Source organism: Legionella clemsonensis (genome assembly GCF_002240035.1).
GTDB classification, from domain to species: Bacteria; Pseudomonadota; Gammaproteobacteria; order Legionellales; family Legionellaceae; genus Tatlockia; species Tatlockia clemsonensis.
Genome location: NZ_CP016397.1, coordinates 157,496 through 180,413 on the forward strand (window position 1 = coordinate 157,496; position 22,918 = coordinate 180,413).

The following is a 22,918-nucleotide window of genomic DNA, read 5'->3' on the forward strand; positions in this document are numbered from 1 at the left end:
TTTGGGCGTTATACTCCTTTCTGAAAGTTGAAGGGAGTTTCTATGCGTGTCTTAATTGTTGAGGATAATGCATTTAATGCATTTTGCTTAACCCGATTACTGACGATGGTTAATAAGCAAATTCAAACGACAGTCGTAAGCGATAGCCTCAGCGCTTTAAATTATATTGCCCAAAATAATGTGGCTTTTATTGTAATGGATGGTAATTTAGGGGCTACAGATGGCATCTATTGCAATGGACCTGCTTTAGCAGAAACAATTTGGCAACAAATGCCTAAATTGCCAATTGTTGCCTGGTCTGATTCTGAACCTATGCGAAAAGCCTTCGCTGATGTTTTCAGACAATATAATAAGCCTTTGAATGACTATACTTGTTGGACGAAAGTAGTTAGTCAAGAGCGGATTTGTCAATCACTACCTTATTTGCTAGCTCAAAATGGTGATTCTTATTTTCCTGCTAAATCAGAGAAACAAGAGCATTCTTTGCCTGTTGCCTAAAATTTACCTACTCTCTACAGTCGATGTGCTTGGCATAGAACTTGTTTCACGTTAGGATTAGGTTTTTTGCACAGGGTATGACTCATGGAGCAGTTAGAGGTTACTTCAACAGTTCAGGAGCACCTATCGCAGATAAGCGCCCATTTAAATACACGCATCCTTGGTCAACAGGATTTGATTTCAAGGTTGTTAATCGCCTTATTAGCAGATGGGCATTTATTGGTTGAAGGAGCGCCTGGATTAGCCAAGACTAGGGCAGTAAAAGAATTGTCCGCTGTCGTAGAAGGTGATTTTCACCGTATTCAATTTACACCTGACTTATTGCCTGGGGATTTAACAGGTACTGATGTTTATCGTCCAGAAAATGGTTCTTTTGTTTTTCAGCCCGGCCCTATTTTTCACCACATGATTCTTGCTGATGAGATTAACCGTGCGCCAGCAAAGGTACAATCGGCGTTACTTGAGGCTATGGCTGAGCGACAAGTCACTATTGGTGGCACTACCTATCCTTTACCTGAACTATTCCTGGTGATGGCCACTCAAAACCCTATTGAGCAGGAAGGCACCTACCCTCTGCCTGAAGCACAACTCGATCGTTTTTTAATGTATGTAAAAATTAGTTATCCTGATGCCAAAGTTGAGCATAATATTTTGGCGTTAGCTCGCTCAGAAGCGAGAGGAAGTTTGACATTAACTCCTGATGCGTCACTAATGAAACCCTTATCGCAAACTACGCTGTTTGAAGCAAGGCGACAGGTTTTGGATGTTCACACCAGTGAAGCATTGGATAATTATATGGTGCAACTTGTGGTTGCTACGCGTAATCCTGGGGTATATAGCAATCAATTGGCTCGCTGGTTACGTTTTGGTGCAAGTCCGCGTGCGACCATTGCTCTTGACCGATGTGCGAAAGCCCATGCTTGGCTTGCCGGACGAAATTATGTAACGCCGGAAGACATTCATGTGATAGCCCATGATGTGCTGCGACATCGTATTCTTTTAAGTTTTGAAGCGGAAGCTGAGGGCGTCAATAGTGATGACTTCATTGATTCATTGTTGCATTTAATCGCTGTGCCTTAGAGGTGATTTAATGAGCGATGGAATAACTGCCAACCTCGAGGAATTACTTGCTTTTAAGCGTTATGCTCAGAAAATAAATCAAAAACCTGAAACTAACGCAGCCTATGCAGGTAATCACACGTCAAAGTCGCGCGGACGGGGAATGGATTTTGCTGAGGTACGTAATTATCAAGCCGGCGATGAAATTCGCCATATGGAATGGAGAGTGACAGCGCGCACCGGTCGCGCCCATGTAAAACTTTACCAGGAGGAGCGTGAGCGACCGGTTGTTCTTCTTTGTGATTTTAATCCTTCTATGTACTTTGGGACTCGATTGGCTTTTAAATCAGTGGTTGCCGCGCGTTTGGCAGCAATGATTGCCTGGACTGCCATGAAACAGGGTGATAAAGTCGGCGGATTAATTTACTCAGCAACAGAGCATAATGAATTTACTCCCCACAGTCGCAACTTGGGCGTCTTGCCTTTTTTGGCTGCCTTAAGCCATTACACCAGTGCTTCTTTAGAGAATAAGGCGCAACCCAAGCCGTTAAGCGAGGTATTGGTTCGTTTAAGACGAGTCACTCGACCTGGGAGTATTGTAACAATTATTAGTGATTTTTATGCTTTGGATGATGAGAGTGAGCGACATCTTAGTCGATTGCGACTTCACAATGATGTATTGGCTTATCATGTGTGTGATCCTTTAGAACTGGCTCCTCCTAAGCCTGAGCATTATCCGATTACGGACGGTCAGCAGGAAACAATACTTGATACAACCAGCGACGATGTTGTAAGAAGCTATCAGGCTTATTGTGAACAACGCATTACTCACTTGGAAGCGCTGTTCAAACGCTTAAAAATTCAGTATATACAGGTTACCGCGGAAGACAATATTCCAAAACTGGTAAGAAAAACATTTCCCAGGAGAACAAGTGGCTGATGCAGAGGTACTCAATCAATTGCGGGATATTCAATTACCTCAACCGGTGGGTTGGTGGCCATTAGCTCCAGGCTGGTATTTTTTAATAGCCCTTGGTTTTTTGTTTGTCGGGCTATTGCTGTTTCTGGGTTATCGGCGCTATCAGCGTGACCGAGCTAAGAAAGAAGCATTGAGTCTACTGGCAGCGATGCAAAAAGAATATCAACAGGGTGCTGATAGTCAAATAACTAGCATGAAAATTTCAGAATTACTGCGTCGAGTGGCTCTGGTTTATTATCCAAGAGAAGAGGTGGCTGGCCTACAAGGACAGCATTGGCTAGATTTTTTAAATAGAACGGCAAGAGGGATTGATTTTAACAAGGTTAGCTATCATCTTCTGCAATTACCTTACCAAAAAACAACAGGAGTGAATCTGGATCCTCTCTTCCATTGTACAAAAATGTGGATAAAGCAGCGGGGGGTGCCATGTTCGAATTAGCCTTGCCCTGGGTGTTATTTTTTCTGCCCTTACCTCTGCTTCTATGGTTTGTCTTACCCAAAGCCTCTATTCGATTACCGGCGGCACTAAAGATTCCATTTTTCAATGCCATATTGCCTATTGTAAATCAAAGACCGCGCTTTTGGGTAGCTCAGGCACAAATGGGTTTGTTTTTTGTAATATGGGGCTTGCTTCTTTTGGCGGCAGCGGGCCCACGCTGGATTGGTGAGCCATTACCATTAGAACGGCAAGGTCGCAATATTATGCTGGTTCTTGATCTTTCTGGTAGTATGGAATTGCCTGATATGATATTTCATGGCCGACCTGTTAGTCGGTTAACTGTTGTCAAACATGCTGCCGAGGAGTTTGTGCGCCAACGTGTGGGGGATCGCATTGGACTTATTTTATTTGGAGCACGTGCATATTTACAAACGCCCTTAACGTATGACCGTCAAACGGTATTATTACGCATTGAGGATGCCACAGTAGGACTTGCCGGACAAACTACTTCCATTGGTGATGCGTTAGGATTAGCGGTAAAACGATTACAAGATGTTCCTGCAAAAGGACGTATGATCATTTTATTAACGGATGGAGCCAACAATTCGGGTATTCTTGCGCCATTAAAGGCGGCTGAGCTTGCCAAACTTGATGGTATTAAGGTCTATACGATTGGGCTGGGAACTGAAAGTGATCCCCGCGCATTGAGAAATCTCTTTTTAAATGTAAATGCATCTTCTGATCTGGATGAAGAAACTTTACAAGAAGTCGCCAAAATAACGGGGGGACGTTATTTTCGTGCCACCGATGTGCAATCGTTGCATGAAATTTATGAAACAATTAATCAATTAGAAACCGTAACCCAAGAGCAAGCGACTATTCGTCCTCAACACGATTATTATCCTTGGCCCTTGGCGTTTGCATTTCTATTATTCTGTTATTGGCTGGCAAATAAAGCGAAATTATTCGCTGGTTTGAATAGAGCGGTTAATCGCAAGGTTTCTATATCATGACCGAGTTTCATTTTATCCGTCCCTGGTGGCTGTTTGCTATATTGCCTTTACTGGCATTGGCCTGGTATCTGTGGCGTCGGCGACCACAGTTGGAGGTATGGGCTGCTATCTGTGACCAATCACTGCTGGAGCATCTGTTAGTGGCTAAGGGAAGCCACAACCGCCATTTTGCATTATCGCTCTTGGTTGCGAGTGCTTTATGCATGATTATTAGCTTGTCTGGTCCGAGTTGGATGCGCCTGCCTGTGCCCACTTACAAACAAATTCAGCCAAGAATTTTAGTATTGGATATGTCGGATGCAATGCTGGAAAAAGATTTATTACCTAATCGCCTGAGTCGTGCCAAATTCAAATTACATGATTTATTTAAGCGAGGCGATGTAGGACAGCTGGGATTGGTAGTCTATACCGGTGAACCATTTATAGTTTCGCCATTAACAGATGATGCACAGACCATTGATGCACTTCTGTCCTCGCTTTCACCTGATATTATGCCTGTAGAGGGAAATCGCCTGGAAACAGCACTCGAAGAAGCAGCTCAACTCTTTAGGCAAGCCGGTTTTCGCCAAGGACAAATTTTGGTTCTAACGGCAGAAACACCGAGTGCGGCGGCAATTGCTACTGCCAAAAATATGGCAAGGCGGCACATTATTACTTCAATCATGGCTGTAAAAGCGAATGGAAATTTAAACCCTCTATTTCAGGAGTTTGCTAATGCTGGAGAAGGGGTATTATTGCAACTTGCGGATAACAGTAGTGATTTAGATAAATGGCTAACGATGAAGACAAATAACAAACAATTTCAGCGTAGCCTGCAGGATGATATTCCTCTATGGCGGGATGAGGGGCGCTGGTTTTTAATCCCGGCCCTTCTTTTTCTCTTGCCAGTTTTCAGACGAGGTTGGTTGCAGAGGTTAGAAACATGAAAAAAGGTTGCTTTTTTCTATTGCTAGGTATTTCTCTTTCCAGTTATTCCTTTAGTTGGCGGGATCTTTGGTTTACGAAAGACCAGCAAGGGCAAACTTTAATGCAGGAAAAACAATTTGAACAGGCAGCAGATACTTTTCAAAATCAGGCTTGGCGTGGTGCTGCGGCTTATCGTGCAGGAAATTATAAAGAAGCTGCTAAATATTATGAGACCTTGCAAAACGAGCAAGGTTTTTATAATCAGGGCAATGCTTTCGCCAAATCAGGACAATATGAAAAAGCATTAAAGGCTTATGATAGCGCATTAGCGCTTAATCCCAAGAATAAAGATGCACAATTTAATCGCCAATTAATTGAAAAGTTACTAAAACAACAATCCAATAACCAACAGAACCAGAATCAACAAAATAAAAATCAGCAAGAGCAGGGACAGCAAGATAACCAGCAGAATAAAGAACAAGAAAGTCAGGGACAACAGGACAATCAGCAGAATAAAGAACAAGAAAGTCAGGGACAACAGGACAATCAGCAGAATAAAGAACAAGAAAGTCAGGGGCAGGAGGCTAATCAGCAGAATAAAGAGCAAGAAAGTCAGGGGCAGGAGGCTAATCAGCAGAATAAAGAACAAGAGAGTCAGGGGCAGCAGGCTAATCAAGAGAATGAGAATAAAGAGCGGCAAAAACAGGGACAACAAAACAGTCCACAGAATAAAAATCAGCAAAATAAGAAACAACAAAATCAGCAAGAACAAGATAATGAGAGTGTTGGAAAAGAGGCCCAATCAGCGGAAGAGCGTGAGAAACACCAAGCAAAGGAACAATGGTTGAGGCTTATTCCTGACGATCCTGGCGGGCTATTGCGAGAAAAATTCTTACGCGATCATATACGTAGACAAGGTGGTTGGCATCCATGAAAAAAATTTTACTCGGTTTGATACTATTTTGTGTGGCACATGCAGGGTTTACTACTGTAACGCTGCAGTTGGAATCATCAAAAGTTCAGGCAGGAGATACGGTAAGACTTATTTTAACTTTAGATGGTGCTGAAGCAGATAATGTTCCTGATCTCACGCCACTACAAAAAGAGTTTACGATTGTTGGTACTGAGCGCAGCATGAATTACACTGTAATCAATGGCCGAGCTCAGTCCATGGGACAGTGGCTGATTTTACTGCTACCTAAGAAAACAGGCATTCTAACAATTCCTGAAATTCAGGTCGGTCAGGAAAAAACAGCACCGGCTACTCTTGAAGTTACTGAAGAATCACTGCAAACTCAATCCTCAGATTCTAATCAGCCGAAAGATGTTAAATTACTGGTTGAGGTGAGTGAAGAAAATCCTTTTATTAATCAGCAAATTATCTACACAGTTAAACTATATAATAGCCGACATTTAGTGAATGCCGACTACCAACCCCCTCAAGTTGAAGATGCTTTACTTATTCCCTTAGAAACTGGGCGACGTTATCAAACAGCAGAAAATGGCCGTCTATACACGGTTGAGGAGCAACGATATGCCATTTTCCCGCAAAAAAGCGGCCCTTTAAAAATTATTCCTCCAACGTTTAATGCTGTGATTTATGAGGCAGTTCCCAAGCGGGTAAGGGAGCGTGCCAAGCCAATCTCCATTAATGTGAAGCCTGTTCCCACTCCATATACAGGGAAAACATGGCTACCTGCCAAACAGGTTAATTTAAGTGAAAGTTATGACAACAGTGGATTATCCTTACAACAAGGCACTACCTTAGTCCGCACGGTAACACTGCAGGCAACCGCGGTGCCTGCACAGTTATTACCAAGGCTTGATTTTGGTAGTAGCACTGATTTTTCCATTTATCCAGAAAAACCGGTTGAAAAAAATTCGTTTCAACAATCCGACTTGGTCGGCACAATCACTTTTAAAATGACTTATTTATTTAATAAAGCGGGTCAAATTACCATACCGGCCTTTAAACTAATGTGGTTTAATACTGTCACTGGCAAAGAAGAAATAGCCGCCCTGCCAGAGCGTATTATTCAGATAAGAGCTACAAACAATGTCACATCAAATACAACTAAATCATCTGCCATTCCTGCCGCTCAGTCTCTTAAAGAAGCACCTTCAGTTGATAACCCTGCTGTGGTCGCAAAAAAAGAAACTACTGAGCTAGCACCGGCGGTAAATGCTTCGAGTAATTTGGGCTGGTGGATTGCGCTAGTATTTGCACTGGCCTGGTTGTTGACTTTAGGTTTATGGTTTTGGCAAAGAATGGGAGAAAACTCGCGTTACACGAGGAAACATGCGTTAAAAAATCTGCAAGATGCTTGTTTACGAAATGATGCCTCTGCAGCCAGGGATGCCTTAATGCATTGGGCGCATAAGCAGTGGCCAGATACAAATTTGTTAAATTTAACTGATGTTGAAAGTAAAGTGGATGATGTAATACTCAGGGAACAAATCAGAGAATTAGCGCAGGCATTGTATCACAAGAATGCGAAAGCCTCTTGGCGAGGTGAGCCTCTCTGGCGGGCGATTCTTTCTTTTAAAGAGAAAGGTGGAAAAACTACCACTCACAATAATAATTCCCTACCGCCTATGCACAAATTATAAGTTGATTAAAGCCAAACGGTGCTGAGTTCTGCGCGCCAATTCGCTATCTTTGCCTTGTCAATAGAAGTACTAGATTTGAAATTTATGAAACTAGAGACAGCTCATCTGGGGCATTGTTTATTCTTAAGTATACTTCTACCTCCTCTCGCGGTTAGGAGTTGAATTGGTCTCTCTGATATTCCTTGGTCTTGTTGATAATTCATCAAATTTTTATATTAAGGCTGTTCCATCTTTAGGGAGAAGGGCCAATAGTAATCACTGGCCTGGCAAAACTAACTCTTCTTTCTAAAGAGCGTTCTATTTTTCTATGCAAATTAACCTTACCAATCATACCCCGATGAATCCCCTCCACTACCGCTTCGATAAGGGTACTGCAATTAAATACTTCACGGGTGTGTTTTAAATACTTTTCCACGGTATAGGGGCTAATTTTAAGAAGTTGAGCAATTTGTTTTACGGAATTACCCTGAGCGGCAAGCCATAAACATTCCTGTTCACGAAGCGGTATGGATTCTTTTTCAGAATAGCCCCCTTTTATAACCGCATGTCGGTGTGTCTTGTTAGTCAGGATAAACGAATACTTGTATTTCGTATTGCAGAAAATAATTAATTCAAGAAAGGTATCCACAAAATGAACACAGAAATTTTCAAAGGAGCGAATCGTTTTCGTATAAAATTGCTCTGAATCCGTTGGTGTATCGCGTATTGCACTAAACACAAAAGTACACTCCGCACAGCGTCTGATAATATTGTAGGTAGGATAAAGATTATATTGCTCATTTAGCATGGTTCTAAGTCGTGGAGAAATAAATCCGACCTTATCACCCAAATAAAAATCACCTTGGCTAGAATCAATCATTCCAGGCGTGTAAGTATAATCTTCCTTATACAATGCATCCTGATAATAAGATAAAATAATGGGATAAACGTTCGATAGAATTAGTATATTGCCATCATTGAAAATCAAATACATCGCAAAATACTTAAGCCCCATCTGTCTTAAAGGCATGCATGCCTCATCAATTTGCTTTTTATAGGCCAAACTTAAAATGTAGGGTACTTCTTTCATAAATTCCTTTTTCCTTTATGTTGATACTTGCTGATGGTTGTAAAAATAAGGGGAACAAATTACTCCACCCATTAATTCAACCTTAGTTCCCTAAGTTTATTCATATTTAAAATATTATTATATAAAAATGGGTTAAAATGTAAATATTAAATTAACCACAAAGGATAATTTAATAATAAAAAAGTAACCACAACAAGCAAATTGTCTTGCGGAGGGCTAAAGTTTATGAGGATGTTTTAACCATTTTATTGTATTATCTCTTTTAAAAGACTAATTAATGCAATTTATGAGAAATCCCCTGCTCGATAAACTTTCGAGTCCTGAGGCTCGTGGTAAAAGAATTAGATTTCTTCGCGATCACCTCCTTTCGCTCACCAGAAGGGAATTTTGTGCTCATACTGATATTACACAACCTGCTCTAAAAGGTTGGGAACTAGGGTGGGGCGGTGGTTTGACTCCCCAAGGCGCTGAAAAAATTGTTAACCGTGCACGAGAACTAAATATTTTTTGTTCCGTAACATGGCTACTACATGGTATAGGAAAAGAAGCTACCTTTATTACCAAAGAGCTATTTATTCAAGAAGAAGATGAAAATCATATAGCTAAAGAATTATTATTATTTAGGGAGCTAAATAATTCCATTGACGCTATTATGCGAGATGATGGGATGATTCCACTCTTATTTCCTGGCAATTATGTAGGTGGCATTATTGTCTCTGATATTCAAAAGGCAATAGATAGAGAATGTATAATTGTAGATGAAAATAATGATATTTTTATTAGGATTTTAAAAAACGGGGATAATCTTAATCATTTTAATTTACATTGTCTTAATGAGCACACAATAACTGTCAACAAAGAAATCAAAAATGTAAAAATAAAAATTGCTGCCCCTATAATTTGGATAAGAAGAATAAACAGACGCTTATAAAAGAGATTACTGATCTTTCCTCGAAAAACCGGACACCAACATTATGCAACCAACCTAAAGTCATTCGTGGTCTGAAACCCTAAAGTTGAATGGATGCGCTGACGATTGTAAAACACTTCAATGTAATCGAATAGAGCTAATTGAGCATCCTTTCTAGTTTTAGATTGTTCCCCATAAATCATTTCGACTTTCAAAGTATGATAGAAACTTTCCATAACTGCATTGTCATAACAGTTACCCGAGCCACTCATGGAGCAAATAAAACCATGTTTTTTGAGAAGCGATTGATAAGCATTACTGCAATATTGAGATCCTCTGTCAGAATGATGAATGACGCCATTAGGTGGGTTATTGCGGTGAATCGCCATGATAAGAGCACCTTCAATAAGGCTTGTAACCAACCGAGTTCCCATGCTCCAACCGACAATCTTTCGATTGAATAAATCCATGACCGTAGCTAGATAAAGCCAGCCCTCATCAGTATGAATGTAGGTTATATCAAACGCCCAAGCGGTGTTAATAGCAACAGGATTAATTGTCTTCCCAAAATATTTTCGGCCACAGGCTTTGAGTGGCGACTATCTGTTGTCACTTTAAAACGCCTTGCCGCTTTAGGTTTGAGTCCTTCCTGCTGCATTAAGCGTTTGATCCTCGCTTTCCCATGATATTTACCCAACTTACGCAATGCCTGTTGTAATCGAGGCACGCCGTAGGTTTGACGCGATTGCAAAAATTCATCCCGAAGCGTTTGTGCTAAACGTTTATCTTCTTGTATACGTGAGCTTTCAGAACCTTTTAATCAAGCATAATAGGAGCTACTGGATACGCCTAATACCTGACAAAGCTTTTGTACACGATGGAAAGCCGATTGTTCTTTTATTAACGCGTATTTCGTTGGCCTTCCTTGGCGAAAAACGCTGCTGCCTTTTTAAGATTTCTCGCTCTTCTTCCAGCTCCGCTACGCGCGCTTTCAATCGCTTTAATTCTAAGTCTTTTTCATTTAATTGAGGTTGATTTGGGAATACTTTCTCTTGTTTGAGAAGGTATTGTTTGCGCCAGTTATATAGGTTATTTTCTGCTACACCAAGCTCCCTGGCTACTTGTCTTAATGGCTTATTACTTGATTCCACTAGTTCAATAGCTTTAATTTTGAACTCTTTTGTATAAACTTGTCTTACCATGATTACTCCTTGTTGATGAGATTATATCTCTTAAACAAGGTGTCCGGCTATTCGAGGGAAGATCACTTCAGTTAAGTGCATTATCTCTTAACTGGGGTGCTCAAATCTATTAAACCACGTCAAACTACCGCTTTGTAACTAATTACTTTATTCCAATTTATACTAGCAGTAATTTTCCCTTGAACAATACTATAAACATATTCTTCATTTAGTGCATGGGAATCAAAAATATATTTATCCCATAAACTAATTTCTTCTTTATGCTCTTTCTCTGAAAATAAAAAAAGCAAACTTTTCCTCATTTTAATTTTTTCGATTAATAGTTCAGAAAAGCTATACCCTTCTAAAAATTCAATATACTCGTTTAACTTTAATTGATCACAGACTATCAACCATGTAGGATTCCCAGTTGCAGTTAAAAAAAGAAAACTACCTATATTATCTAAAAGATAATACTCAATAGAATTAGTTTTAAAAAAAATATTTTTGAAAATTCTATTATAGTCATCATTATTTAATAATTTATTTAATGCAGGACCACATCCTTTCACTATTAGTTTTGAAACGTTATTAAAATACTTCAATGTAAATTCAGAAATAGATTTTTTTAGTTTTTCTAAAAAATTTGAATCTGTTTTAAGAATAAATTGATCGATAATTCCTTTATTAAATGCATCAATAGCTGTAGATTGATCAGCCTCTGCAGTAAGTAGAATTTTAAATAACTCTTTTCCCTTTAACTGTTTGCAGAATTCAACTCCATTAATAGTAGGCATAGAAAAATCTACTACTATGATCCCAGGTATATTGTAACGAGTTGAATCATATATAGGATCAATAATCTTATTTATATGAATACCACCGATTTGGTTTATCGAATCTTCAGTTGATACAGGATCTAAAATAATATTTAGATAATCTTTATAATTGCTGCTTATATAATTAAATGCTTCCTCTGGATTTATAAACATTAATAAATTATCAAATGCTGAAAAATTGTAACTAATAGTTTTTAGAAAGTCCGAATTATCATCTAAAAAAACTATTTTCATTGGATGATATAGACAAGGGATTGGTGAAAATTCTAGTATATCGGGATAGGTTTCCATTTTAGTTCCAGCTTTAATTAGATTATCTATTACTCTAGTTCTAGTCTCATATAATGAAGCTTATCGCTTATCATCTTACAGTTGTGAAAATTGTAAAATTCTAAAGCTTCTGAATTATCAGCAAGAACAACTCCCTCTATTCGAGCACAATCCGATGTTCTTGCTATCCTTTTTAATTCTTCAAAAAGAAGTGTGGCTCCTTTCCTTCGCCGATATTCTTTTTTGATATATAAATCGTTTACATAAAGATTAGCAGAAGTATTTACAGTAAAATTTCGATAATCAATAGAATAGTTGGCAAATCCTGCGCTTTGCGCATCAATGATTAATATTAAAAAAGTTGCTCGTGGATTTTTACCAAAGATTAAATCTTTAAATTTTTCTTTTGAGTATTGAAATCGATATAAAACGCCCTGCTCTTCTAAATCCTCCATTAGCATGGTGAAAATATCGTTAAAATCACTTTCATTTGCGCATCTTACGCTTGATTCCATAACCGGCCTCTCATTTAAAGAAGCGATTATATATCGTATTAGCAGAACTAAAAAACCCAAAACTAATAAAATTATGGTAAGATTGTTCGTAAATGGATATTTATAAAAAGAATGTTTTTATCAAAAAGGAAAATTTCTTTTACCCTTTATTTTTTATTTTTTATTACTTGTTGGCTCCTCTTATTTTTGCACAGGTATTTGAATTTATTCCTTCCTCTAAAATAAGTGCCCTAATTGCGCAAATTGAATTTTTTTGCATTTTATAATTTTATATCTGGCTTGGTCTTTGTTTCTGAATATGAAAGACACTGATAAAAATGTATTTAAATGGTTTTTATTTGCTAACTTTTTTTTATTTTTAAATGATATATCTTTTTATTTTACTGTATATTTTTCCAACAAATTTATTTTGTCCCACTCTTTTTTTGCTTTTCTACCCGGCTACATCCCATATTTATGTTGGATCTTCTCCATTTTAATTTTTTTGTCAAAAATACATACTCGCTATTTGTTCACTCTTTTTCATTTTTTAAATTCATTGCCATTATTTTGATTTTTAATTTTTTAATTTTTGTTTTATTTTTTTCTGCAGGAGAACATGCTTTTACTTACTTTAGTTGGGAATTTATTTCTCACGTATTAAGTTTTATATTTGAATTTATAATATTTAATTTCGCACTTGTATGTTTAATTTATTCTGAAAATTCTGGTTTCTTTCTTTCCTTGTCAGGCTTGATGATACTTATATCAGGCGATTTCTTCTTTAATTATTCATTTCTTTCGCAGACAAATTTTCTTTTACCTTATGGTGAACTGCTTTGGTATTTGGGTTTAATCCTTATTTTCTTTGGAATTTTAAATATAAAAATAAATAGAAACTATAAAATTAAGTTTTGGTTTAGCCAAGCAAATTCTATTAAAAATAAATTAGCATTTTGGAGTTTTGGCACATCCATCTCAAGTTTTTTATTATTTTTTCTTGCAGCCTATTTTTCAGGGATAGAGAAAAATTTACTCCCTGTTTTACCCTTGTTCGTAATGTTTTATTCCATAGTTGTTGTTATCTTTTCTATTTATATGGGAAAACGATTTGAAGCTCCATTCAAAAAATTGGCTTCAAATGTAAAAGACCTGATGATTAATAATAAAATTGCAGTTGATAATAATTTCTCTACTCAGGAATTTATATTTTTGCAAGATTTTATCATTAACACGTTCAAAGAGAAAAATGAGAAGGATTTAGCAAAACAAGAATTATTAAATTTAGCAACTCAAGCAGCACATGATATTCGATCACCATTAGCAGCTATTAATACAGTAGTTTTAGATATAACTTCTGTACCTGAAAAATATCAATTTATTATAAGAAATGCAGTAAATCGTATCAATGATATTGCTAATAATTTACTGTCAGGATCGAAAATTATGTCTAATATTGAGAGAATTAATGATTATAAGGAAAGGTTTTCTGAACCCATTTATTTAATTTTAGAAAGTATTGTTTCAGAAAAAAGATACGAGCATTACCAATCAGGTATAAATATAAATTTAAAATATGCAAAGGATTCATATAATAGCTTTGCTAAATTAAATGCGAGTATATTTAAAAGGGTTCTCTCCAATTTAATTAATAACAGCGTTGAAGCTATTAATATCAAGGGACAAAACAAGGGACAAATAGAGATTTCTTTATCTAATACTGATGAATATGTGCAAATAATAGTTAGGGATAATGGCTGTGGCATTCCTACTAATGTCATTCCATATATAACTAAACAAGGATATAGTTATAATAAACAAAATGGCGCTGGTTTGGGGTTGGCTTTTACAAAACAATGTCTAGAGCAAATAAAAGGGAGTTTAGAAATTGCGTCAGAGGAGTCAAAAGGTACTACGGTTATAATACAACTATTGAAATCTGAGCCTCCGGCTTGGTTTTGCAAAAATATAGATATTGCTACTAGCTCCATAGTAGTTATATTAGATGATGATCATTCTATTCATGAAATTTGGAAAGAACGATTAAAATTTATTCCTGAATTAAAGATAATTCATTGTTTTAAGAGAATCGATTTTCTTAATTTAAAAATTAACACTGCGGAGTCATGTTTATACCTGGTCGACTACAGAATTATGGATTCTGCTAGTGGCTTAGACATAATTAATGAATGCGGTATTAGTGAGAATTGTATTTTAGTCACAAGTAATTTTGAAAATTTAGATATCAGAAAGGAATGTACGAAATTAAATATTAAAATTTTACCAAAGTTTTTTGTCCCCCATGTTCGTATAACACAGGCTAATTATAATAAAATAAATACTGTAGTATTTATAGATGACGATAAAATGATGAGAGATACATGGTCAATTGCCGCAAGTTGTACAGGTAATTTAATAGACACTTACAATTCTGTTGAGCAATTCTTAGATAAATCAGATTATTATAATAAACAGACCGTAATTTATGTCGACTCGGATCTTGATAAAGAGATTCGAGGTGAATTCTTGGCAAAGAAAATTTTTGACAAAGGATTCACTGAAATTTATCTTGCTACTGGCTTTCCCAAAGAAAAAATTGGAAAATTTGATTGGATTAAAGAGGTAGTTGGAAAAGAACCGCCATTTAATGTAAAGGATGTAAGATGAACTTATCCGAAGTAGCTCAAATAAAACATGACCTTTTAAATTCCATCACTATTATTAATAGCTTAACAAAATCAACAACCAATATATTTCTTCAAGTAATTAATAAAAACCAAGGAAATATTTCTGATGAGCAAATGAATATTTTTTTTGAGTCGATGGATTTGATACGTCATCAAACGGCTAAAATTGAGAAGTATTTCCAAGTTCTACAAGATATTTTAATTTAAACCTAGCCTCAGCCAGATATGAGCGAAGACATTAACCTGATTTCTCACATCTATAAAAATCCAAATAAGTATAGTCAAAATAATGCATTACAATACAATTTTGCAATGCAATTGCTAAGTAAAATTACCTTTAGTAGTGGAGTTGCCCCTCCTAAACCGAACCATCTAGTTAGCTGAAATGGCCAATCGAAATTCTCTTGGAGCCATCCTATTAAGCCCTTTATGTGGGGCAAAATTATTATAATCCTCAAACCAAATCGGTAAGTTTTTCATTAATGATTCAGCATTCATAGGATCATAAAAAGCGATATAATCGCGTTTAAAAGTTTTTACAAAGGCTTCTGCCATGCCATTGCTTTCTGGGCTATAAGCAGGAGTTGTGCAAACATCAACCCCCAGCTCTCTAGCAAAGCTAACAGTTTCCCGTGCTACATAGCAAGGACCGTTATCACTTAGCCACTGAATAGTTTTTGGAAGCTGGTTTATTTTACCAAATCGATACTCAACACTTTCGAGTATTAAATCACGAATGGCAGCACCATCAATTCCAACAGTTGATGCAATATAGCTAAGAATTTCTCGGTCACAAGTATCCATAGAAAAAGCGATAAATACTCTATCTCCATTAGCACATTGAACACTAAAACTATCGGAGCACCATCGGGTATTGCTATGCAAGGTAATAATTTTTCCGTCATGTAGTCGTGTTGGTTTTTTTCCGTAGGCTGGAAGTAATAAGCCATTCTTTTTCATAATACGGTAAACTCGTTTATGGTTTACTTTATTCTTATTTTCCTGCTTTAGTTGACGATTAAGTAATGTGGTTACACGGCGATAGCCATAACTAGCTCGTTTATCAACTATTTTCTTTATATAAGGTAGCAAGAGCTCGTCTTCTTCTGGGTGGACTCGAGACGCACGAGAACAATTTTTTTCCATCTTTTTATCCTTGTCGTTAAATGGGAACGGGAAACTTTAAGAGCATTGGCTATGGCTCTTATTCCATATCTTCCACTCCGAGCAAGGGTTGTCGCGAGATCAGTTTTTTTTCCCGACCTAACTTCACTGCTTCTTTTAAAATCTCTTTTCTAAAGTCTTTTTACCTAAAATTCTTTCTAATTGTTTAATTTGACGTTTTAACTCATTTACTTCCCTTTGTGGTACAACATCTTCCTCAGCTTTAAGTCCAACTAACGCCCCATTCTCCATTTGCTTTCGCCAATAAAATAGCTGTGAAGGCTGTATACCATGTTTTCTGGCTACATACGATACTGTCTTGCCAGGCTGATATGTTTCCTGAACTATTTGCTGTTTCTCATATGCCGCCCAACGACGTCTTGGTTCATTCCTGTGAACAATTTCTATTACTTCTTTAGATATAGTCATATTACTAGTCCTATTACTAGTCGTTAATTAACAACTAGATGGACCGGTTTTAGCGGGGAGCACTACAGCGGGGAGCACTACACAATGGAAGAATAGTATCTTTTTCTTTATAAAGCGCGCTATTTACAGCAGGCGTTACCGGATAACAGGTTAACTCAACTTTCTTATCGTGGTGCATGACGTCGTTTAAATTCTCTTGTGTAAATTCAGAAGAAGTTAGCCAAACTTGTAATTGCTCATCCGTTAAAATCCAAGGCATTCTGTCATGAAGCTTGGCGACTAACGCATTAGGCGAGGTGGTTAACACGCAACAAGACGGAATAACAATCTCCGGTTCAGGTTTAAATTTTTCCCAAATAGCCGCCACGGCCATTAATTTTTTATCGGCACGGGTTATGTAGTAGGGTTGTTTAATGGTTTTTTCTTGGGTTTGATGGTGTTGCCATTCAAAAAACCCGCTCATGAGCATAATACATCGTCGGTATTTAAACTTTGTCGAAAGGCAGGCTTTTCACCGACTGTTTCAGCGCGGGCGTTAATTAACAGGGCATTTTTCTTTTCTTTGGCATACCAAGGGTTTTACCGCATATCCAGCCCAAACTGGCAATGAACGCTCAGTCGTTTTTTTAATGTGCCATATTTAAAATATGGTAGTTCATAGTTAACCACCTATTTAGGCATGAGATAACACCGGAAACATTACTTTATTTTCAACAAAAATTTTATCCTTATCTTTTTGAATAAAAAGCACATCATCTCCAATATCTTCTTTTACTTCATAAGGAATACAATCCTTTGGAGTAAATCCGAGTAGAACTTCATTGATGTTAGAATCACATAATGAATATATTATTTCATCTAATCCTACTGGAACTTTTCCAAATACATCTAACAAATGAAGTTGATTATTATTGAATTTTGCAACTACGATAATATCTAATGCTCTAATGTAATAAACATTATCTTTTAGAAATTGAGCACAAGAAAACATGACAAGATCAGCATTCTCTTTCATAAAGAGCGCCCCAAAGCCTTGGGTGTTTTTTGCATAATCGTAAAGCATATCTCTATTCGATTGCATGTCCATATCTAATTTATAAAAGTTTGTACTTTTAATATGGCTCTCCACTCGTTTGAAAAATGAATATTCTTTCACTTTAACAAAACCAAATTTTGGATAAAGTTCTAATGCTGAAGGATTAGCATAAAGATAAATAAAGTTGCACTTCTGATTCCACTCAGACAATACCTTTTCCATCAAAAATCGACTCAACCCTTTATTTTTATAGGCTTCATCTGTCATAACAGTGCCGATTTGAACATATTGTTGCTGCTGGCCTAATACATAAAAATTCATTATATTGACTGAAACATTAGCTACCGCCTGTTCTCCATCAAACAGAGTATAAGGTATATACTTTTCATTCCAATATCCTGATTGATACCCATCCTCAAATGAAATACCAAAAGTTTTTTTAGCCAAATTATTTAATTCAGCCCTATACTTATCTTCTTTTTGGTAGCCTATTAGGAATGTATATTCTTTATTATTCAAAGTTACTTTCATATAAAATCTCTTTTTTTATTTATATCTGAATTTTACTAAAATTCTGTAAGTTAATGGCCTGGTGTGTACGTAGACCCCTATTTTCGGACAACATTAGTTCCCACTTTTATTTTGTAGTTGTCATTAATGCTGTTTTCTCTTATGATTGCCCTCAAATTAAGGTGATTTTCCTATATGTCAGAGTAAAAAAGTTCCCCCTCTGGTCAACCACGACTTTCTTTAAAAGAAGTCGTGGTATAAACATTTTATAGCTTGTATACAGATTTTAACCATTCTTTTGCTTCCTGGCTGATTTTTTCATCCTCTAAGGCAATGGCTGTAATCGCAGACTTTTATCTCCTATTTCATCCATTAATTGATTCCAGCTTTGCAATAGCTCAGATGAAGAAATTTTTCCGACATTATCCAGAATGGCATAAGCACGCTGCTTCAAATAAGCATCCATTGATTTATCCATCCAAGCAACGATTTCTGGTGTCAACCCATGTTCCTCAAGTCCTCTTCCTTCGGCAAAACCTTTTTCGAATTTTTTCGTCCGAAGATGAGCATATTTTTTACCATATAGGCTATTAACCCAGTCCATCAGTTTTTTCCCTAAACGAATACCCATTTCGGAATTTGGATGGTCATGCAGGCTGTTTTTAAATTCCTCAACCAGATGAAACCAATTTTTTTCAAACATCTCCTTTTGTTCCGGCGTTGAGTTTGTTCTTAACTCCGTTTCAAATTTTGCATAATCTTTCAGTTCATCAGAGGTAAAGATTTCTTTAACCCATGCATCTTCTAGTTGTTGCGTCATTTTATACACCTCAATTAATTCAATTACTTTTTTCCAAGGAATGGATTTATTATTCCTGCAATCTTGAGATATGCGGTCTAATATAGCACTTGCCTCCATTAATGAATCTGCTTTTTCCCGTAAGAACCTTGATTGCATTGCAAGACTGTCGGGTGCATTGTCATTCCTGGTAAGCAATTTCTGGATTTGAGATAGTTCAAAACCAAAAAATTTAAGCGCAATAATCTGTTGCAGCCTTAATAAATCCTTTTCAGAGTACAAACGATAATTGTTAGCTTGGCGCAAACTAGGTTTGAGCAAACCAATTTTGTCATAGTGATGCAGTGTACGCACTGACACTTGAGCAAGTTTTGCCAACTCTTTTGCATACCATTGTTTCATCGTTTTTTCCTCCTTGTTTCCAAGGTTAGGGTATGACGCAACGTCATAGTCAAGTTTTTTTAAACCATAAATTTATTCATTACACTGTCATATGCTTTCTGAGCTTCGGATAAAGATAATTTTGAATAGATCTCTAAAGATTGTCTTGTCTCATGCCCTGAGTATGGCTGTATTAAGGCCTCATCAATGCCCTGCTTTTTAAGCCAGGTAAATAAAAAATGTCTTAATTTATGAGGTGAAATAGATTGCTGCATTCCAGCATCAGCGGCGTATTCCGCCAATATTTTCCGAATGGCCCTAGTGGTAAATGGCTTTTTTCGATTAGATTCGAATAAATACACAGCGCCTTTTGATTGTTCTGTGTTTGCAAATAACATCAGTGTTTCCCTGAAATCTATAGAGAAAGGAACGATGCGATCTTTACTTCCTTTTCCTTTATTAATTCGAATTTGACAACGATCATAATCAATATCGGCTATTTGTATATTGACCAATTCCTGGACTCTGATTCCTGTATAAAGTAATACTTTAATGAGAACCATGTGCTTTATGTTTTTAGTTTGCCAAACGGCATGATAATACTGCTTAAGCTCTTCTTCTGTAGGCACATAGGGCAATCGTTTTGTTTTTGTAGTGACTTCAATATTAAACTCAGCCCGAACTTTCTTGAACAGATCTCTGAGATAAACATAATCCGGTCTTTCTTCACGAAGTATTTTGCAAATCTTTTTTACAATTTCTTTTGTTGGTGTCCTCTCTTTCATGCAATAACTCCATTTCTTTGGATAATAAGGCGCTTGGATAAATCGAGCTCAAAAATTCCATAAGGATTGATATGTGAATAAAATAAGGCGGTTAATGCACGATAATCCTCTTTGCCTAATTTTCTTTCCCAATAAGGTTCTTCTGTAAATAATTGTTCGATTAACAGTGTATTGATATATGAAATACAATTTTGCAAAAGGTGAAGACTAAGCATCGATATTTCCTGCTCATCACGATAATTTGAGGTGATTTCACTGCTTTTTCCATAAAATACAAAATCATTCGCGCCATTCCAATTCTCAACAACATTAAGGCCTGCATTAATTTGTTGGCGGAGTTCAACTGAATCTAAATATCGACATAGAAAGATAGTTTTGACTACCTTTCCCAATTCCATAAATGCTTTAAATGTCGGATGTTGATAGTTGGTTCTTGCAAATCGTCTAATCACTGTTTCAGCGGTTGAAGTTCCTGTTTTTAAAGCCACAGCGTATTTTACCATTTCATCATATTGATCTTTAATGATTTTCCAGTTGACACTACGTGTGGTAATTTCATTAATGTTTTGTACCTCAAAGTCATCATCTGGCAAATAGAGTTTTTGATTTCCAATAGTTTTATAACGTGGCAACAGGTCAAAATTTTCTAAATAGCTTAATGCAAACCCTAGTTCGCTTTTACCGTGACTATCAACATACTGAGACTCAATCTCCATATCCGTTTCCTGGTTGATAATTCCCTGCAGCATCGATGCAACTTCAGAAGAGGTACAAGATTTAAGTTGAGAATAAACACAGATATACTGATCATTTACATGCCAATAAATCATAACACCGCTATTATGATGTCTTGGACTCCACTCTGTAAGAAGGTTTTTGGTATAACAGCCAAATTGTTTCGAATCAGCAGCACATGCAGTTGAAATTGAGCGCCAAATTTTGGGGTTGCGCATCCTAAAAATAGCGTTAACGACAGCATCTATTGCTTCACGCAGATCATCTTTATTGATAAAAAATTTCTTAATATGGCGCAGTTCTTCAAAGCTGACCACTCCGCGTGAAGCACCAGCTGTTCTTTTTAGACCAGTATTCGTACCGGAAGCAAATAAACATAACAATAATCGTTTACGAATGGTTTCTCGATCTAATATTTCCCTGTTGCCTGCAGTGGTAAAGCTATTTGTGAAATTCTCTCTTAGATCAACCTCTTTTAATATATCTAAAAGGTCGATAATTCCCCATCTCTCCAAAATGGCTTCCTTGACTTTCTGAATGATTTTAGGCTCTTCTACTTTTTGCAGCGGCGTTAATAAAATCCAGGGTTTCCCTTTTTTCTTACAAATTGAAACCAAATCATTTTTTGGAAAATTTTCATCAAATTGTTTAATGTTCCAGCGAATTTTATCTTGTAACTGCGCAATGAATATATCTGCGGTCAAAGGAGCGCCTAATAATGAGAAATATTCTTTACGCCGCTGTTCAAAATCTTTTGGCAGGTCGTCTTCTGGGTTACGGTATTTGTAAGAATTATGTACCCAAGCCTCCTTATGTCTTAATTTGGTACGTAATATCTTAAAAACTGAGCATTCGTAATCTTTTCTTAAAATGCGTTGACTATTCTCATCGCCCAGAACTATATTCTTTTGCTCTTGTTTGCTGATTAGGGCATCTAAGGGAACTTTTTCTTCCATGGGATAATAGGTTAATTTGCTATGCTGATAACGCTTGATAACGTCCAGAGCTTCTATCAAAGCAGTGTTGTTTGAATGTATTTCAAGCTGTTCTAAAATTTTAAAGATAATTCGACGATAACTGTTGCTGTAACGTTTAATCACATTTTCCCTGATGATTGTTTTTGTGCCTTTAGCAAGATTTCTGGTTTTGATAATTTGGTCTATTGTTTCCTGGGATACGGTTGGATATACCGCATGCTCTATGATTTCTTTAGGGCAATCGCGGTTAATCTGCGCTAATTCATACAATTGATCTAAATTGCTTAATCGCCTTCCAATTTCTCGTTCAAGCTTCTGCTGATTTTTATCTTTAGTTTTTTTAATTTGATGGATAAAGTACACCAAATGATCAACGAGATTATCAAGAGCCTGTATGAAACGCTGGTAGCAAAAAATTATAGTCAACGCATAGCGTTTAGCATCAGGTCTGCGCTGAGACCTTTCCGGAGTGTCAGTTAAGAATCTTCGTTTATAAAGATTGATTTGTCTTGGATGAATATCACTTATGAAGGCAAACAAAGAAAGAGGAAGCGTGCTTAATATTGTCAATCGCTTAATTTCATTTTCTACTGCGTCTTTATTTGAGGAAGAAGAGTCCTGGCGTAAAAATTGGATACCCGTTTCACTATCATCTGTTAAAATTTTATTGTCGATGTAAGATTTATCTTCCTCAGATAGGAGATTTTCAATTGTTCAAATAACCCTGCTTCTTTTTTGAATTTTGCTTGTTGGATTATTTTAATCAGAATATCTTTGCTTGGAATCTCTACATGGACACTTTTTAAATACTCATGAACCGTTTGCAGCAATGTTTCATCATTTTCTTCTTCCAGAATATGTTCAGACATGAACCTTTGGAAATCAATACATGCTGGATCAAAATTTCGATATCCAAAGTAGTCTTTTATTTCCTGCTTGTCTCTATTAACAACTCTTTCTTGTCCAAACTTCTCCAGCAAGGTATGGTAGGACACGGAATTATCAAAAAATTCTACACCTGACCAAATTAATTCTTCGGGTATATCTGTTATAGCTGGGAACTGACAATGCCTTTCAAACCATCTAAACAAAAGTAAATATATAAATCTTGCGCTATTATTTTTTTTTGGAATAGACGTTTTTCGTGT

22 protein-coding genes and 2 pseudogenes are annotated in these 22,918 nt (G+C 36.7%); 11 read left to right on the forward strand and 13 right to left on the reverse strand.

The window, feature by feature from the left end:
- Positions 1-42: 42 nt before the first annotated feature.
- From clem_RS00670 to clem_RS00705, 8 genes are all read left to right on the forward strand, one after another.
- The gene (locus clem_RS00670) at positions 43-498 is read left to right on the forward strand and encodes a response regulator (protein ID WP_094089843.1); all 456 of its coding nucleotides are present in this window, start codon (positions 43-45) and stop codon (positions 496-498) included.
- An 84-nt stretch (positions 499-582) separates the two neighbouring features.
- Entirely contained in the window at positions 583-1,578 is a 996-nt protein-coding gene (locus clem_RS00675; protein ID WP_094089844.1) for an AAA family ATPase, read from the forward strand.
- A gap of 10 nt (positions 1,579-1,588) precedes the next feature.
- On the forward strand, positions 1,589-2,497 hold the full coding sequence (locus clem_RS00680) for a DUF58 domain-containing protein (protein ID WP_094089845.1): 909 nt from the start codon (positions 1,589-1,591) through the stop codon (positions 2,495-2,497).
- Positions 2,490-2,975: a DUF4381 domain-containing protein gene (locus clem_RS00685; protein ID WP_094089846.1), complete on the forward strand. Its 486-nt coding sequence runs from the start codon at positions 2,490-2,492 to the stop codon at positions 2,973-2,975. Before clem_RS00680 ends, clem_RS00685 begins: the two co-directional genes overlap by 8 nt.
- Positions 2,963-3,988, forward strand: coding sequence for a vWA domain-containing protein (locus tag clem_RS00690; RefSeq protein WP_094089847.1), 1,026 nt, complete (start codon positions 2,963-2,965; stop codon positions 3,986-3,988). Before clem_RS00685 ends, clem_RS00690 begins: the two co-directional genes overlap by 13 nt.
- Positions 3,982-4,914 carry a vWA domain-containing protein gene (locus clem_RS00695; protein ID WP_094089848.1) on the forward strand — a complete coding sequence of 311 codons (933 nt, stop codon included), beginning with the start codon at positions 3,982-3,984 and terminating at the stop codon, positions 4,912-4,914. The genes clem_RS00690 and clem_RS00695 overlap by 7 nt, the downstream gene beginning before the upstream one ends.
- Positions 4,911-5,828 (forward strand): tetratricopeptide repeat protein, encoded by a 918-nt coding sequence (locus clem_RS00700; protein WP_094089849.1) that lies wholly within the window; start codon positions 4,911-4,913, stop codon positions 5,826-5,828. The genes clem_RS00695 and clem_RS00700 overlap by 4 nt, the downstream gene beginning before the upstream one ends.
- Positions 5,825-7,504 (forward strand): BatD family protein, encoded by a 1,680-nt coding sequence (locus tag clem_RS00705; protein WP_094089850.1) that lies wholly within the window; start codon positions 5,825-5,827, stop codon positions 7,502-7,504. The genes clem_RS00700 and clem_RS00705 overlap by 4 nt, the downstream gene beginning before the upstream one ends.
- A gap of 232 nt (positions 7,505-7,736) precedes the next feature.
- Here clem_RS00705 and clem_RS00710 read toward each other — a convergent pair whose 3' ends face one another.
- Complete coding sequence (locus clem_RS00710) at positions 7,737-8,573, reverse strand: response regulator transcription factor (protein ID WP_094089851.1); 837 nt, start codon at positions 8,571-8,573, stop codon at positions 7,737-7,739.
- Positions 8,574-8,859: 286 nt separating this feature from the next.
- On the opposite strand from clem_RS00710, the gene clem_RS00715 reads away from it, so the two are divergent.
- Positions 8,860-9,504 carry a hypothetical protein gene (locus clem_RS00715; RefSeq protein WP_094092230.1) on the forward strand — a complete coding sequence of 215 codons (645 nt, stop codon included), beginning with the start codon at positions 8,860-8,862 and terminating at the stop codon, positions 9,502-9,504.
- Positions 9,505-9,545: 41 nt separating this feature from the next.
- Here the strand turns inward: clem_RS00715 and clem_RS00720 are convergent, their stop codons facing one another.
- From clem_RS00720 to clem_RS00740, 5 genes are all read right to left on the reverse strand, one after another.
- Positions 9,546-10,040 carry an IS3 family transposase gene (locus tag clem_RS00720; protein WP_094089852.1) on the reverse strand — a complete coding sequence of 165 codons (495 nt, stop codon included), beginning with the start codon at positions 10,038-10,040 and terminating at the stop codon, positions 9,546-9,548.
- Positions 9,998-10,234: an IS3 family transposase gene (locus clem_RS00725; protein ID WP_157698130.1), complete on the reverse strand. Its 237-nt coding sequence runs from the start codon at positions 10,232-10,234 to the stop codon at positions 9,998-10,000. Before clem_RS00725 ends, clem_RS00720 begins: the two co-directional genes overlap by 43 nt.
- Before the next feature lie 85 nt (positions 10,235-10,319).
- Positions 10,320-10,685, reverse strand: coding sequence for a transposase (locus clem_RS00730; protein ID WP_094089854.1), 366 nt, complete (start codon positions 10,683-10,685; stop codon positions 10,320-10,322).
- A 119-nt stretch (positions 10,686-10,804) separates the two neighbouring features.
- Positions 10,805-11,794, reverse strand: coding sequence for a response regulator (locus tag clem_RS00735; protein WP_094089855.1), 990 nt, complete (start codon positions 11,792-11,794; stop codon positions 10,805-10,807).
- A 29-nt stretch (positions 11,795-11,823) separates the two neighbouring features.
- The gene (locus tag clem_RS00740) at positions 11,824-12,288 is read right to left on the reverse strand and encodes a GNAT family N-acetyltransferase (protein ID WP_094089856.1); all 465 of its coding nucleotides are present in this window, start codon (positions 12,286-12,288) and stop codon (positions 11,824-11,826) included.
- Between the two features lie 456 nt (positions 12,289-12,744).
- Between clem_RS00740 and clem_RS00745 the strand changes: the two genes are divergently transcribed.
- A complete protein-coding gene (locus clem_RS00745) occupies positions 12,745-14,934 on the forward strand; it encodes a sensor histidine kinase (RefSeq protein WP_094089857.1) in 2,190 nt (729 codons plus the stop codon).
- Complete coding sequence (locus tag clem_RS00750) at positions 14,931-15,161, forward strand: hypothetical protein (protein ID WP_094089858.1); 231 nt, start codon at positions 14,931-14,933, stop codon at positions 15,159-15,161. The genes clem_RS00745 and clem_RS00750 overlap by 4 nt, the downstream gene beginning before the upstream one ends.
- Positions 15,162-15,326: 165 nt before the next feature.
- On the opposite strand, the pseudogene clem_RS00755 reads toward clem_RS00750, so the two are convergent.
- The 7 genes and pseudogenes from clem_RS00755 to clem_RS00785 all read right to left on the reverse strand — a co-directional run bounded on the left by clem_RS00755 (position 15,327) and on the right by clem_RS00785 (position 22,861).
- A pseudogene (locus clem_RS00755) lies at positions 15,327-16,547 on the reverse strand (IS3 family transposase).
- Between the two features lie 49 nt (positions 16,548-16,596).
- Positions 16,597-17,010, reverse strand: coding sequence for an SOS response-associated peptidase family protein (locus clem_RS00760; RefSeq protein WP_157698131.1), 414 nt, complete (start codon positions 17,008-17,010; stop codon positions 16,597-16,599).
- 210 nt (positions 17,011-17,220) lie between these two features.
- A complete protein-coding gene (locus clem_RS00765) occupies positions 17,221-18,114 on the reverse strand; it encodes a GNAT family N-acetyltransferase (protein WP_094089860.1) in 894 nt (297 codons plus the stop codon).
- 245 nt (positions 18,115-18,359) lie between these two features.
- Positions 18,360-19,294 (reverse strand): annotated as a pseudogene (locus clem_RS00770) (MerR family transcriptional regulator).
- 59 nt (positions 19,295-19,353) lie between these two features.
- Entirely contained in the window at positions 19,354-20,058 is a 705-nt protein-coding gene (locus tag clem_RS00775) for a tyrosine-type recombinase/integrase (protein ID WP_094089861.1), read from the reverse strand.
- Positions 20,055-22,481, reverse strand: a complete 2,427-nt coding sequence (locus clem_RS00780; RefSeq protein ID WP_157698261.1) for a Tn3 family transposase — start codon at positions 22,479-22,481, stop codon at positions 20,055-20,057. The genes clem_RS00775 and clem_RS00780 overlap by 4 nt, the downstream gene beginning before the upstream one ends.
- Positions 22,427-22,861 carry a DUF4158 domain-containing protein gene (locus clem_RS00785; RefSeq protein WP_094089863.1) on the reverse strand — a complete coding sequence of 145 codons (435 nt, stop codon included), beginning with the start codon at positions 22,859-22,861 and terminating at the stop codon, positions 22,427-22,429. The genes clem_RS00780 and clem_RS00785 overlap by 55 nt, the downstream gene beginning before the upstream one ends.
- Positions 22,862-22,918 lie beyond the last annotated feature (57 nt).

What these genes read in the sequence shown, in the direction of transcription:
- clem_RS00675 (WP_094089844.1), top strand. Translation starts at nt 583, where the DNA reads ATGGAGCAGTTAGAGGTTACTTCAACAGTTCAGGAGCACCTATCGCAG.
- clem_RS00775 (WP_094089861.1), bottom strand. Translation starts at nt 20,058, where the DNA reads ATGAAAGAGAGGACACCAACAAAAGAAATTGTAAAAAAGATTTGCAAA.
- clem_RS00670 (WP_094089843.1), top strand. Translation starts at nt 43, where the DNA reads ATGCGTGTCTTAATTGTTGAGGATAATGCATTTAATGCATTTTGCTTA.
- clem_RS00750 (WP_094089858.1), top strand. Translation starts at nt 14,931, where the DNA reads ATGAACTTATCCGAAGTAGCTCAAATAAAACATGACCTTTTAAATTCC.
- clem_RS00745 (WP_094089857.1), top strand. Translation starts at nt 12,745, where the DNA reads ATGTTGGATCTTCTCCATTTTAATTTTTTTGTCAAAAATACATACTCG.
- clem_RS00760 (WP_157698131.1), bottom strand. Translation starts at nt 17,010, where the DNA reads ATGAGCGGGTTTTTTGAATGGCAACACCATCAAACCCAAGAAAAAACC.
- clem_RS00680 (WP_094089845.1), top strand. Translation starts at nt 1,589, where the DNA reads ATGAGCGATGGAATAACTGCCAACCTCGAGGAATTACTTGCTTTTAAG.
- clem_RS00765 (WP_094089860.1), bottom strand. Translation starts at nt 18,114, where the DNA reads ATGAAAGTAACTTTGAATAATAAAGAATATACATTCCTAATAGGCTAC.
- clem_RS00735 (WP_094089855.1), bottom strand. Translation starts at nt 11,794, where the DNA reads ATGGAAACCTATCCCGATATACTAGAATTTTCACCAATCCCTTGTCTA.
- clem_RS00705 (WP_094089850.1), top strand. Translation starts at nt 5,825, where the DNA reads ATGAAAAAAATTTTACTCGGTTTGATACTATTTTGTGTGGCACATGCA.
- clem_RS00710 (WP_094089851.1), bottom strand. Translation starts at nt 8,573, where the DNA reads ATGAAAGAAGTACCCTACATTTTAAGTTTGGCCTATAAAAAGCAAATT.
- clem_RS00730 (WP_094089854.1), bottom strand. Translation starts at nt 10,685, where the DNA reads ATGGTAAGACAAGTTTATACAAAAGAGTTCAAAATTAAAGCTATTGAA.
- clem_RS00740 (WP_094089856.1), bottom strand. Translation starts at nt 12,288, where the DNA reads ATGGAATCAAGCGTAAGATGCGCAAATGAAAGTGATTTTAACGATATT.
- clem_RS00700 (WP_094089849.1), top strand. Translation starts at nt 4,911, where the DNA reads ATGAAAAAAGGTTGCTTTTTTCTATTGCTAGGTATTTCTCTTTCCAGT.
- clem_RS00690 (WP_094089847.1), top strand. Translation starts at nt 2,963, where the DNA reads ATGTTCGAATTAGCCTTGCCCTGGGTGTTATTTTTTCTGCCCTTACCT.
- clem_RS00715 (WP_094092230.1), top strand. Translation starts at nt 8,860, where the DNA reads ATGAGAAATCCCCTGCTCGATAAACTTTCGAGTCCTGAGGCTCGTGGT.